Source organism: Halorhabdus sp. CUG00001, from assembly GCF_009797925.1.
In the GTDB taxonomy this organism is placed as follows: Archaea; Halobacteriota; Halobacteria; order Halobacteriales; family Haloarculaceae; genus Halorhabdus.
In genome coordinates, this window is sequence record NZ_VOLB01000001.1 from 1,895,233 (window position 1) to 1,908,494 (window position 13,262).

General features: G+C 64.4%; 10 protein-coding genes. 7 read left to right on the top strand and 3 right to left on the bottom strand.

Features of this window, described 5'->3' with window-relative positions:
• The first annotated feature begins 231 nt into the window (after positions 1 to 231).
• Positions 232 to 1,503: a threonine synthase gene (thrC, locus tag FR699_RS09490; protein WP_158855266.1), complete on the top strand. Its 1,272-nt coding sequence runs from the start codon at positions 232 to 234 to the stop codon at positions 1,501 to 1,503.
• A 210-nt stretch (positions 1,504 to 1,713) separates the two neighbouring features.
• On the opposite strand, the gene FR699_RS09495 is transcribed toward thrC, so the two are convergent.
• Positions 1,714 to 3,291, bottom strand: coding sequence for an NAD(P)-dependent oxidoreductase (locus FR699_RS09495; protein WP_158855267.1), 1,578 nt, complete (start codon positions 3,289 to 3,291; stop codon positions 1,714 to 1,716).
• A gap of 96 nt (positions 3,292 to 3,387) precedes the next feature.
• Positions 3,388 to 3,552, bottom strand: a complete 165-nt coding sequence (locus FR699_RS13205) for a hypothetical protein (RefSeq protein ID WP_195837594.1) — start codon at positions 3,550 to 3,552, stop codon at positions 3,388 to 3,390.
• A 205-nt stretch (positions 3,553 to 3,757) separates the two neighbouring features.
• On the opposite strand from FR699_RS13205, the gene FR699_RS09500 reads away from it, so the two are divergent.
• The 4 genes from FR699_RS09500 (at position 3,758) to FR699_RS09515 (ending at position 9,656) form a co-directional block, all read left to right on the top strand.
• On the top strand, positions 3,758 to 4,609 hold the full coding sequence (locus tag FR699_RS09500) for a CBS domain-containing protein (RefSeq protein WP_154553011.1): 852 nt from the start codon (positions 3,758 to 3,760) through the stop codon (positions 4,607 to 4,609).
• Entirely contained in the window at positions 4,606 to 6,369 is a 1,764-nt protein-coding gene (glyS, locus tag FR699_RS09505; RefSeq protein WP_158855268.1) for a glycine--tRNA ligase, read from the top strand. The genes FR699_RS09500 and glyS overlap by 4 nt, the downstream gene beginning before the upstream one ends.
• Before the next feature lie 4 nt (positions 6,370 to 6,373).
• Positions 6,374 to 7,000: a dolichol kinase gene (locus FR699_RS09510; protein WP_154553009.1), complete on the top strand. Its 627-nt coding sequence runs from the start codon at positions 6,374 to 6,376 to the stop codon at positions 6,998 to 7,000.
• Positions 7,001 to 7,136: 136 nt separating this feature from the next.
• Entirely contained in the window at positions 7,137 to 9,656 is a 2,520-nt protein-coding gene (locus tag FR699_RS09515; protein WP_158855269.1) for a DEAD/DEAH box helicase, read from the top strand.
• A gap of 28 nt (positions 9,657 to 9,684) precedes the next feature.
• On the opposite strand, the gene FR699_RS09520 is transcribed toward FR699_RS09515, so the two are convergent.
• Entirely contained in the window at positions 9,685 to 10,878 is a 1,194-nt protein-coding gene (locus FR699_RS09520) for an inorganic phosphate transporter (protein WP_158855270.1), read from the bottom strand.
• A gap of 190 nt (positions 10,879 to 11,068) precedes the next feature.
• Here FR699_RS09520 and FR699_RS09525 point away from each other — a divergent pair, with 190 nt between their 5' ends.
• Together FR699_RS09525 and FR699_RS09530 are read left to right on the top strand one after the other, a co-directional pair.
• A complete protein-coding gene (locus FR699_RS09525) occupies positions 11,069 to 12,508 on the top strand; it encodes an APC family permease (protein ID WP_158855271.1) in 1,440 nt (479 codons plus the stop codon).
• Between the two features lies 1 nt (position 12,509).
• Positions 12,510 to 13,259, top strand: coding sequence for a universal stress protein (locus FR699_RS09530; RefSeq protein WP_158855272.1), 750 nt, complete (start codon positions 12,510 to 12,512; stop codon positions 13,257 to 13,259).
• The last annotated feature ends 3 nt before the right edge of the window (positions 13,260 to 13,262 follow it).

Here is a 13,262-nt window from a genome sequence, read left to right on the forward strand (position 1 = left end):
GCTCGTGAGGACCACGTTTTTGGGAGTCGAGCGGGACCGGCGGTCCCGCTGACCATGCGAATGGCGTGGGAGCGTTGTTCCCACGGACAGTGTGAGCGGGCCTACGGCCCGCGAGCATTCGGACGCTGCGCGTCCGCGAGCAGATCGGGTTCACAGAGCGAACCCGATGAAGTAAAAAGTGGTGGCGTGGATTCCGCGGCTTTTTTCCACTGCGACACGTCGGGACACCCAATGAGCCATCTAGAGATCACGCAAGACGAACCGGCCACCGCCACCGATGGCGTTTGGCTGACCTGCATCGAGTGTGCCGAGACGTACCCGCCGTTCGATGGCATCCGCTATACGTGTGACGCGTGTGGCGGGTTGCTCGAAGTCCGGTATGCCGACCTGCCGACGTTCGATGAGTTCGGTGACGAATCGAGTGCCTTCCACGGCGGCGTCTGGCGGTACAGTGCCGCCTTGCCCTTCGACACCGGCGTGACGCTCCCGGAAGGTACCACGCCACTCCACGAAGTCCCCCAGCTGGAAGCCGAAATCGGTATCGAGCGCTTGCGGGTCAAACACGAGGGAATGAACCCGACCGGGAGTTTCAAGGATCGCGGGATGACAGTCGGCGTCCGCGTCGCCCAGGAAGTCGGTGTGGACCGGCTGGCCTGTGCCTCGACGGGCAACACCTCCGCCGCGCTGTCGGCCTACGGGTCACGGGCCGGACTGCAAGTGCTCGTGCTCTTGCCGGAAGGCAAGGTCGCTGCCGGGAAAATCGCCCAGGCGAGTCTCCACGGCGCGCGCATCCTCGAAGTCGACGGGAACTTCGATCGCTGTCTCGATATCGTTCAGGACCTCGCTGACCGCGGGGAAGCCTACCTGCTGAACTCGCTGAACCCCTTCCGGCTGGAGGGCCAGAAGACGATCGGCCTGGAGATCATGGAGCAGTTCCGCGACGAAGAAGGCCACTTTCCCGACCGAATCGTGCTACCGGTCGGCAACGCCGGCAACACCGCCGCACTGTACAAGTGCTTCCGTGAACTGGAAGCCAGCGGCGCGATCGACGCCGACGACATCCCGAAACTCACCGGCGTCCAGGCCGAGGGATCGGCACCGATGGTCGAAGCCATCGAGAAGGGCTGGGATCACGTCGAGCGCTGGGAAGCTGTCGAAACGATCGCGACGGCGATCCGCATCGGCAACCCGGTCAACGCGCCCAAAGCACTCCCGGGTATTCGAGAGACGGGCGGGACGGCAGTCGCGGTCAGCGACGAGGCAATTACTGACGCCCAGCGAGCGCTCGCCGAGGAGGGCGTCGGCGTCGAACCCGCGTCGGCGACTTCGATCGCAGGGCTGCGGAAACTCCGCGAGCAAGGCGAGATCGGTGCCGAGGAGTCCGTGGTCTGTCTGACGACTGGCCACCTACTGAAAGATCCCGACGCCGCCGTCGCGGCCGGGACCGAACCCGAGCCAGTACCCGACGATACCGACAAAGTGCTCACGCATCTGCGTTCCTGAAGGCCAATCGGGCGGCTGTGAATCGAGTATCGAGACGATAACAGCAGAGCGCCGGCTGGGTCACTACTCGATATATCGAGCGACCCCAGCGAGAGGCGGTCTCTGGCAGATCGGTCGTCGCTCTGTGGCAACGAGTAACGTTATCGGGTGGTCAACACCCCAAAGGTGGCGTGCTCAAAACGAGCCCAAAGAGGTGCGCTGGGCCGGGGGTCAGAAGCCGTTGAGTTCGACAACCGTCGTCTCGAGGATACGGTCGTCGTCGTTGAGCGCTTCGAGGACAGCCGTCGTCGGTTCGTCGTCGAGGTTGTACACCGACATGGCCTCTCCACCGATCGCTTCGCGGCTGTTGAACATGCCCGCGATGTTGACGTCGTGCTCGCCAAGGACCGTCCCAATGTACCCGATGACGCCTGGTGCGTCGGCGTTCCGGACGATCAGCATGTAGCCGTGGGGGATCGCCTCGAGCCAGTAGTCGTCGATACTGACGATACGGGGGTCTTGGTCGGCAAACTGCGTCCCTTCGACGCTGAGGGAGCGGTCACCATCACTGACGGTGACGGTCAAGAGATTCTGGAAGTCCGGCGCATCGTGGCTCGTCGAGACCTCGACAGAGACGCCTTCCCGCTGGGCGACACGGCGAGCATTGACCGGATTGGCGTCCCAGCCGAGTGACTCGAACACACCCGTGAGCGCGCCTGCCGTGATCGGTTCGACGTCTTCGGTCGCGATCTCGCCGGCATAGTCGACCGCGACGGCCGAAGGTGTCCCCTCGAATAGCTGGAGAGCGATCCGACCAGCCGTCTCGGCGAGATCGGCGTACGGCCGGACCATCGGGTACTTGTCGGGTGAAATCGAGGGCGCGTTGACGGCGTTTGCGACCGGTTCGTCGGCGAATGCAGCAAGGACCTGGCGGGCGATTGCGGTCGAAACGGATTCAGCAGTCCCGGTCGTGCGAGGGGCGATGCCGGGGGTTACGATGACGTCCTCGACGTCACGGAGCGGACTGTCCTCGGAGAGTGGGGCCTCCTGTACCGTATCGAGCGCGGCACCGTGCAACGGTCCATCGTCGACGGCCGAGGCCAGCGCGGATTCGTCGATCAGCGCCGGATCGCCGCAGTTGACCAGATACCCCTCACCGAGGGTGTCGAATGCATCTTCCCCGAGTACGACGCCCTCGTCGGCGCTTGCGTGCAGCGAAAGGAAGTCAGCCTGCTCGAGGACCGTCTCGTAGTCGGCGACCGCAGCACCGACCCGTTCGACCTGCTCGTCGTCGGCCTCGGGTGCGTAGACGACGAGATCGAGCCCGAGGTTGCCTAGCCGCTTTGTGGCTTCCTGGCCGACGTCGTCGAACCCGATGAGGCCTGCCGTCTTGCCGTCCAGTTCCGAGCCGAGAATGTCACCTTTCGCCCACTCGCCATCTTTGAGCCGGACGTGTCCTTGCGGGATCCCACGCCCGGTGGCAAAGACCAGTCCGACGACGAATTCGGCGATCGATCGAACGCTCTCTTCGGGGGCATTAGCGACCAAGACGCCACTGTCGGTCGCCGCTTCCACGTCGATGGCCTCGACGTCGATCCCGGCCTGGCCGACGATCTGCAGGTCCGGGGCACGCTCGAAAACAGTGGACGTGACCGCCACGTCACCGGCGACGATCAGTGCGTCGGCAGTCTCGGCTTGGTCGGCCAGTGCCGCCGGGCCGTCGACCTCGACAGTCCGGACGTCGTGGCCCGCCTCGGCAAGCAGTGTCAGTCCGGCCTCGTCGACCGGGCCCGTGACTACGATCTCCATATCAGGGGTGACTGCACGCCCCGGCATAACGCTTGTTTTCTCCCGCTGGCGACGGCAAGCAGTCCGGGAAGGCACAAACCGCAAAAACAGCGAGCCCTATCGCCACGCCGACAGCGACGCCGCCTCCGCCACCGGCATCGAAAGATACGCATTGTCGCGGCTGATGTCGGCTATGACGAGCGCCTCGTCGTCCTCGATTGCGGCCATGATTTCACCGTCTGAGTGACCGTCTGCCGCGAGCGCGTCGGGCTGTTGCGACATACTATGTGAGTAGGTAACAATCATACATAAACGTGCCGAAACCCACTGACAGTATCGCGATTCGTCAGCCAGACGTCTGACGCTTGGCGTCAGTTGACCGATACAATTGGCCCCGATCCGAGCGGAGCCGCTCACGTAGCGGGGTGAGATCGGGCACGCCAACTAAACAAAGATTTAGTACGTGGACCTGGGAGTACTTGCCAGTATGAACGTCGCGGACGTCATGACGCCACGGGAGGATGTCGTCACGGTCGAGATACCGGGCACCAGAGACGACGTCCTCGAGTATTTACAAGAACGACAGTTCTCGTCGGTCCCAGTCGTCAAAGAGACCGACGAGGGCGAACAGTTCCGCGGGATCGTCACGCGTGACTCCCTGATCAAACATCCTGATGAGGACCAGCTCGCCTTGCTCGTCGAGGAAGTACCGACGACGACTGCGGACACTGCGCTGGAAAACGTCGCTCGGACGATCGTCGAGACGGGCGAGCCACGCGTCCCGGTCGTCGACGGCCAGCTCGAAGGGATCGTCACGATCACGGACGTCGTTCGAGCGATCGCGGAAGGAAGCGTCGACGACGGTGATCGAGCAGTCGGCGACCTCGCACGACGTGACGTCAATTGTGTCTACGCTGGGACGCCGTTGCCCGTCGCAGAACGAGAACTGTCTCACGCCGACGTTCCCTACGGGGTCGTCCTCGACGACGACACAGACATGTGTGGCATGCTGACCGAAGTCGACGTCCTGACGGAGGCTGAAGTCGTCGAAGGCGAGGCCGAGACGGGTGAATCCATCGCCAACCAGGACGACGAGTGGATGTGGGAAGGCATCAAAGCCGTCGGCAACAGCTACATGCCGACCCGGAACGTCGAGATTCCGGACGAGCCGGTCAGTGAGTTCATGACGGCCGATCTCGTGACGGTCAACGGCCGCCGGACCGCCCAGGAAGCGGCCCAGTTGCTCATCAGACACGGGATCGAGCAGGTGCCGCTAGTCTCGGGTGACGACCTCGCGGGCATCGTCCGCGACATCGACGTCCTGAAAGCGCTACGATGACCCAGGTAGAGGCACAACGACTGGTCGAACTGGCCAAACGCCGCGGTTTCTTCCTCCAATCGGCCGGCGCCTACGGCGGGATCTCCGGTTTCTACACGTACGGCCCGCAGGGTGCCGCGCTGAAACGCAACGTCGAGGACACGTGGCGTGACCGCTTTGCCATCCAGGAAGGCCACATGGAGGTCGACGCGCCGACGGTCCTGCCCGAACCCGTCTTCGAAGCCTCGGGCCACCTCGATGGGTTCGACGACATGCTCGTGGAGTGTCCCGAGTGCAGCGAGTCCCACCGGGCCGACCACATAATCGAGGACGACCCCGACACTGGGATCGAGGAGGCCGAATCGCTGGCCCCCGAACGCGTCGAGGAGGTCATCGCCGAGTACGAACTCGTCTGTCCGACCTGCGGGACGGGACTTGCCGGCCAAGCTATCGAGCAGTTCAATCTGATGTTCGAGACCAATATCGGGCCGGGGTCGTCGTCACCGGGCTATCTTCGACCCGAAACAGCCCAGGGGATCTTCATCGAGTTCCCACAACTCGCAGAGTACGCCCGCAACCAGCTACCGTTCGGGGTAACACAGATCGGCCGGGCCTACCGCAACGAGATCAGCCCCCGGAAGTCACTGCTTCGCGTCCGAGAGTTCAGCCAGGCCGAACTCGAACTGTTCGTCGATCCAGAAGAAGACGAGCCGGATCTCTCGTCGGTGGCAGACGTTTCTGCACGGTTCTATCCAGCCACCGCCCAGGACTGCGAGGGCGGCGGCGTCATCGAGACCACGATCGCCGAGGCGGTCGACCACGGTATCGTCGCCGACCCGTGGATCGCCTACTACCTTGGTGTCGCTGCCGAGTGGTACGACCGCATCGGCCTAGATATGGACCGGTTCCGCTTTCGACAGCACCGCCCCGGCGAACTCGCCCACTACTCCGAGGATTGCTGGGACGCCGAAGGTGACGTCAGCGATCCCGGTGAGGACCCGGACTGGATCGAACTGGGCGGGTTCGCCTACCGGGCCGACTACGACCTCTCGAAACACGATTCCCACTCCGAAGAAGAGTTCACGATCTTCAAACAGTACGACGATCCCGTCACCGTCGAGACGCCGACGGTCGATCCGGACATGAGTTACCTCGGGCCGGAGTTCGGCGGCGCGGCCGGCGACGTGGCCGCGGCCTTGGAGACGCTTGCCGCGGACGACCCAGATGCCTTCGAAGGCGAAGAAGTAACCGTCGAGGTCGACGACGAGAGCTACACCGTCCCCGTCGAACAGACGGGCTTTGCCGTCGAGGAGGTCACTGAATCCGGCGAGCACGTCACACCGCACGTCGTCGAACCCTCGCTGGGCATCGACCGGGCGCTCTATACGGCGCTCGATCACTCATACCGTGAGGACGAAGTCGACGGCGAACAGCGGACCTACCTCTCGCTCCCGCCCGAGGTCGCCCCGACGACCGTCGGCGTCTTCCCGCTGATGGACAAAGACGGGTTGGGCGAGCGCGCTCGGGAACTCGCTCAGGATCTCAGAGCGACAGGCCTCGCGGTCACGTACGACGACTCGGGGGCGATCGGTCGACGCTACCGCCGTCAGGACGAAGTCGGGACACCCTACTGTGTGACCGTCGACTACGACACCCTCGAAGACGGGACCGTGACGATCCGTGACCGGGACAGCACCACCCAGCGCCGCGTCGCTATCGAGACTCTCGGGGCGACGATCGAGGCGTTAGTCGAGGGCGAGCAGGCCTTCGAGGACATCTGAAACCGTGGCGGGCGGCCTCCGGGACGCTGACGGCGAGATCGCCAGACGGCTCGTCCACGCCAGTACCAGCGTCGTCCCGCTCTCGTACATCTTCGTCGACGCGATCGAGTGGCGTCACATCCAGGCTTTTCTCGGCATAGCCGTCCTCATCGCTCTTGGCTTCGAGTCGTTCAGACTCGTCGCCGGCTTCGAGTGGTGGGTGTTCGATCGACTCACCCGGAGCTACGAACAGGAGAATCTCGCTGGGTACTTCCTCGGTGCGGTCGGGCTGACCGTGGTCGCGTTCGCCTTCTCGCCGCCGGGTTCGACGGCGCTCGTCGAGGGGCTTGGACGGTCGCCAGTCGCCGTCCCGGCGATGCTCATGCTCACCATCGCCGATCCGTTCAGCGGGCTGCTGGGCTCGGGCGAACTCCGGACAGCCAAACAGGCGTGGGTGTTGCTCGCGACGTTCGGGCTCAGTACGCTGCTTGCTGCCCCGTTCGTCCCGACCGTGCCGGCGGTGCTTGGCGGGATCGCGGCGACCGTCGCCGACGGTATCAAGCCCGTCGTGGGCGGGTACGTGATCGACGACAACCTGACGATCCCGATCGCGGCCGCCGTGGCGATGGAAGGCGCACTGACGGTGCTGTAAGGACCGTCGAGGGGACGCTAGACGACGATTCGAGATACGTCGCAGGGCTCCCTCGTGGGCCGCCCGTCCGGACAGGCAGATCACTTTCACCGTGGTATCCGAACGCTTAGGCGCTGGCAGGGCAAACGATGGGGAAATGGCAGCGACAGGCGAGGGCGAAGATGCTGACGGCGAGTACGTCGACGGGCCGCTCGTCGAAACCGGCGTGCTCGAACAGCGAGCCTACCAGACCCAACTGGCAGACGCAGCGGCCACGAGCCACACCCTGGTCTGTCTGCCGACGGGGTTGGGGAAGACGACCGTCAGTCTGCTGGTGACCGCACAACGGCTCAACGAGGCCGGCGGGAAGGCCCTCCTGTTGGCCCCGACCAAGCCCCTCGTCCAGCAACACGCCGAGTTCTACCGGGAGGCATTAACGATCGACGACGAGGCAATCGTCGTCTTCACCGGTGAGGTGCGGCCCGACAACCGCGCCGAATTGTGGGACGAGGCGACAATCGTGATCGCGACGCCGCAGGTCGTCGAGAACGACATCCTCGGCTCGCGGATCGACCTCTCTCCTGTGACCCACTGCACCTTCGACGAGTGCCACCGCGCCAGCGGCGAATACCCCTACACGTTCATCGCCGAGCGCTACCACGCCGAGGCCGAAGAGCCACTCGTGACGGGCATGAGCGCCTCACCGGGCGACGACGAGGAAGCAATCTTGCAGGTCTGTGCCAACCTCGGCATTCGGGAAGTCGAGGTGATGACCGAGGACGACGCCGACGTGGCCGCCTACACCCACCAGACGAGCGTCGACTGGGAGCGTGTCGAGTTGCCCGAACCGGTCGTCGAGATCCGGGATGGCCTACACGAAGTGATCAAAGACCGGATGAGCCAGCTGAAAGAACTGGGTGTCACCGGCACGACCCAGCCCGACGTTTCCGAACGAGAGATCCGGAAGATCCAGGCCAAGGTGCAGGAGTTGATGGACGCAGACCAGTCGGAAGGCTATCAGGGGATGAGTCTACTGGCCGAAATCCGCAAACTCCGGACGGCCGTCACCTACGCCGAAACCCAAAGCGTCGAGAGTCTACGCCGGTACTTCGAGCGATTGAAAAACGCCGCTCGCTCTTCGGGGGCCTCGAAGGCCGACCAGCGGCTGGTCAGTGAACCGAAAGTCCGGGAGGCCGTCCGGAAAGCCGAGGACTTCGACGATCTGCACCCGAAATTCAGACGGACGCGCGTGCTGATCGCCCAAACGCTCGGCATCGAGGACGGCGAGCGCGTCATCGTCTTCACCGAATCCCGCGACACCGCGGAGACGCTGACGGACTTCCTGGGTGAGCACTTCGATACCCGGAAGTTCGTCGGCCAAAGCGACACCGAGGGCAGCGATGGGATGAGCCAGAGCGACCAGCAAGAAACCTTAGACGCCTTCCGCGCGGGCGAGTTCGAAGTCCTGGTCTCGACCAGTGTCGCCGAGGAGGGCCTGGACGTGCCCGAAGTCGATCTCGTCCTCTTTTACGAACCGGTTCCGACGGCGATTCGCTCGATCCAACGCAAGGGCCGGACCGGCCGCCAGACCGAAGGGGCCGTCACGGTCCTGATCGCCGAAGACACCCGCGACGAGGCCTACTTCTGGAAGTCCCGCCAGGACGAAAAGCGCATGGAGCAAGAACTCCGCGGACTCAAAGACGTCGCCGGCGAGATCGAATCCCGGCTGGACGAACAGGTCAATCTAACGGCTTTCGACAGCGGTGAAAAGAGTGCTGACAGCACGGCGACCGACGATACCCACGAAGGTACCGGGAGGAAGGACGACGATACCACGGCGTCCGACGGAGACGATGACAGCACGGCAACGGAGAACGACGAACGCACGGAAACAGACGACGACGGCCAGACCGGCCTAGACGCCTTCGCGCCGACCGAGGCGGATGCAGTCGAGTCGACTGCCGATGAGGACGACGACAGTGACGACGATCCGGAGGGGACGGTCGCCACAGCCAAGCGCGAGGAGGGGTGCGAAGTCGTCATCGATCAGCGGGAACTCGACAGCGCGATCGGGCGGGACCTCGCCCGCCAAGAAGGGATCGAGACACGCCTAGAGACCCTGGAAGTCGGCGACTACGTTCTCTCGGATCGGGTCGTCGTCGAGCGCAAATCGGTCGCTGACTTTCTGGATACCCTGACAGGCGGGGATCGGTCGGTCTTCGAGCAGGTCAAAGACGACGCCCGGCACTACGATCGGCCGGTCGTGATTCTGGAGGGCGAGGGCCTCTACGAAGAACGGAACGTCCACCCGAACGCGATCCGTGGCGCGCTGGCGTCGCTGGCGGTGGATTTCGGAGCGAGCGTCCTCCGGACAGCCGACGAGGAGGGGACTGCGGCGTTGCTCGCGACGATCGCGACCCGCGAACAGGAGACAGCAGACCGGGAGATCAGCGTCCACGGCGAGAAGCAGTCAAAGACCCTGGCCGAACAACAGGAGTACGTCGTCGCCTCGATCGCCGACGTCGGGCCGGTGACGGCCCAGGCACTGCTCGAACACTTCAGCACCGTCGAGGCGGTGATGACCGCAAACGAAGAGGACCTGCTGGAGGTTGGCGGAGTGGGTGAGGTCACCGCCGAGCGGATTCGGGAAGTCGTCGGCAGCGACTACGATCCCTGAACAGTCCTCACACGGGAACGGCCAGCGCCTACTGCATGCCCAGCACTGTCGAAAACACCCAGTAGATGCCGTAGCCGACGCCAACGGAGGAGGCTAGCGTAACGAGCCAGAAACCGACGGTGACGCCGATCTTCCGACGGGAGACGCCGGCCGACCCGGCCGCGAGGCCGCCGCCGATCACCCCCGAGATGATGATATTGTTGAACGAGATCGGGATACCCAGCGCGATGGCTACCTGAGCGATGATGAATCCCGGGACGAGCGCGGCGATCGAACGTCGTTCGCCGAGCTGGGCGTACTCCCGCGAGGTGGCCTGTAAGAGCCGTGGTGCGCCCATCCACGCGCCGGTGAGGATCCCCGCGGCACCGATCGCCAGCAATGCGAGCGTCGGCAACCCGAGTTCGGTGACGAACAACGCCTCGAGGGGGCCGGTCGCCAGTCCAACCTGACTACCACCCGAGGAAAACGCGACGACGCTCCCCAAAATCACGAGAAAACTCCGGATCCCCCGCTGGACCGACGCCTGGGTCCGGCGACGGAACGTGACGAAGCCAAGCACCGCAAACGCTGCCGTGATAGCGCCCCGTACCAGTGGAGCCGGGAGATCGACGAGCATCGTCGCGAAGCCGGCGACCGAGTTCTGGGTCGCCCCCGCGGGGGCCGGCACGATGCCGAGTTCCACGTTCGCGATGATGCCCGACACGACAGCGGCCAGCAATGGGACGCCGACCGTTTCCGGGATGTCGTCACGACGAAGGATCGTCGCCGTCCCGAACGCGAGCCCACCCGAAACGGGGGGGACGAGGAGCCAGAACGTCGCGAGTTCCTGATACTTGGCGAGGGCCGGATCGCCACCAAGAGACAGACCGACCCCGACCATCGCACCGGTGGTGGCGAACGCTGCGGGCACTGGATATCCCGTCCGGACACCGAAAGCCATGAACGCCGCCGCCGTGAGCAGTCCCGCCGTCGCTGCCAGCGGCGAGATCTGCGTGTTCAAAATGAGGTCACGGCCGACCGTTTCGGAGATCGAGCCACCCTGTAAGAGTGCACCAATGGCCGCAAGAATGCCGATGAGGAACGCCGCCCGCATCGTCGAGATGGCGTTAGCACCGATGGCTGGCGCGAACGGCGGCGAATTGGAGTTTGCCCCCAGTGCCCAGGCCATACCGATACAGGTCAGCGTCGCCAGCACTGCCAGCACCCAAAATGTGAGCGCCATCTCAGGATCGCCCCCCACGACGTCCGGGACTGCACGCGTCAATCGACCACGATTGGGCTGACATCAGGTACATCTTTGATCGGTGTATGGTAACAAGTTACGGCAGTCTCGGTTCGAGAACACGCAAGTGAGAATCGAGCAAGACGTGCCTCGTCGGTGGAACTATGTGCTAGCCAGTACCACTCACAGTATGGCGGATTCCCCAGTCGACGCCGAAGCGAGCGGGGAGAACATCGAGGGGGAACAGCCAGAACCTGCACCGGAGGCAGTCACCGAGGAGGCGACCACCCACGAGGAGGGCGTCGAGCTAGAGCGGACGATCGGGCTCGTCGGCGGCCTGGCGATCGGCATCGGGACGATGATCGGCGCAGGGATCTTCGTCTTTCCCGGACTGGCGGCAAACGAGGCCGGCCCGGCGGCGGCGCTATCCTTCTCGATCGGCGGCGTGATCGCGCTGCTGGTCGCCCTGCCGGCTTCGGAACTCGCGACAGCGATGCCCCGAAGCGGGGGCGGATACTACTTCATCTCCCGCAGCCTCGGGACGGCCGGGGGTGCCATTGTCGGCCTCGGCCTGTGGCTGGGGCTGGTGTTTGCCGCTGCGTTCTATCTGGTCGGCCTGGGTCACTACGTCGTCGCCGTCCTCGAGGAAGTAGGTATCGTCCTCGCGCTCGGGCCAGCCCCACCACACGTCGTGCTCGGATTGATCGCCGGGGCCGCCCTCACCGCCCTCAGTATGGCCGGGACCGAGCGGACGGCGGCCCTCCAGAACGGCATCGTCGTCATCTTGCTGGCGATCCTGACCGGCGTGCTCACGTTCGGCATCCTCGATGCACTGGGCGTCTTTGGCCGCCAGTCCGTCCCGGATGCGTTCTTCTCACAGGGGTACTTCCCGGTGCTCTCGACGGCCGCGCTGGTGTTCACGTCGTACCTGGGATTCGCCCAGGTGGCGACGGTCGCCGGCGAGATAAAGCAGCCAAGCCGGAACCTCCCCCTGGCGATGGTCGGCTCGGTGATCGTCGTGTCGATCTTCTATGTAGTGACGATCTTCGTCGCCACGAGCACCTTCGGGGCGAAGCGACTCGGCCAGTTCGGCGAGACGGCGATGGTCAACGTCGGTCGGGACCTGCTTGGCTTTCCCGGGGCTGTGCTGATCCTCGTCGCCGGCCTGTTGGCGACGTTTTCCTCGGCGAACGCCTCGATCCTGAGTGCTTCGCGGTCGATCTACGCGCTGAGCCGTGACGCCTTGCTCCCCCGGAAAGCCAGCGAGATCAATCTGAAATACGGGACGCCACACGTTGCGCTGGCGATGGCCGGCGGGCCGATCCTCGTGTTGGTCGCCACCGACAGCGTCGAGATTCTCGCCGAGGTAGCGTCGTTTCTCCACCTGGTGATGTACGCGCTCATCTGCGTCGCGCTACTCGTGGTGCGCCGGAACGATCCCGCCTGGTACGACCCGGCCTTCCGAATGCCAGGCGTGCCCGTCTTGCCGGCGATCGGTGCCCTCGCGAGCGTGTCGCTGATCGCGTTCATGAACGGTGCCTCGATCGTCATCGGGATCGTGATTATGGCACTGTCCTACGGGTGGTATCGCTATTATGCCGACGACGTGCAGCTCAAGGGTGACATATAACATGACCGACCGACCGTCCGTCCTCGTTCCGATCCAGGTACTCGAAGGCGAATCGCTACCCGAAGGCACGCCGGACTTACTCGCGAAGGCCCACGTCGTCCTCCTGGGATATCACGTCATTCCGGAGCAAACCGCGCCGGGGCAGGCCCGGATGCAGTTCGAAGAGCAGGCCCTCTCGCGCCTGAAAGCCTCGGCGGAACTGCTGGTCGAGGCGGGGGCAACCGTCGATCATCGACTGGTGTTCACCCACGACGCCCAGCAGACGATCGACCGGCAGATAGCCGAGTACGACTGTACTGCCGCGCTCGTTCCTCGCGCCCTCGCCAGCGTCGAAGACGTCCTCGTCGCCGTTCGCGGGACGGTCGGGCTCGATCGACTGGCGCAGGTGGTCGCTGGACTGTTCGCCGACGGTGTCAACGTGACGCTGTATCACGTCAAAAGCGACGACGAGACGGCTGCCGACGTCGACGTCCTGCTGGATGGCCTCACCGACCGCCTCGGCGACAGCGATTTCGACACCGATCGCGTCGACACCAGGATCGACCACGATGTCGGCGCCATCGATGCGATCGCCGAGCGTGCCAAAGCCTACGATGTCGTCGTGATGGGCGAGTCGGATCCGTCGCTGTCGACGTTCGTCTTCGGAATGCCGGCCGACCAGATCGCCGAACGATTCCTCGGGCCAGTACTGGTCGTCCAGCGCGAACCGCCGGCAGACCCCGATACGACCGAAGCCGACGACCGGTCCTGATCA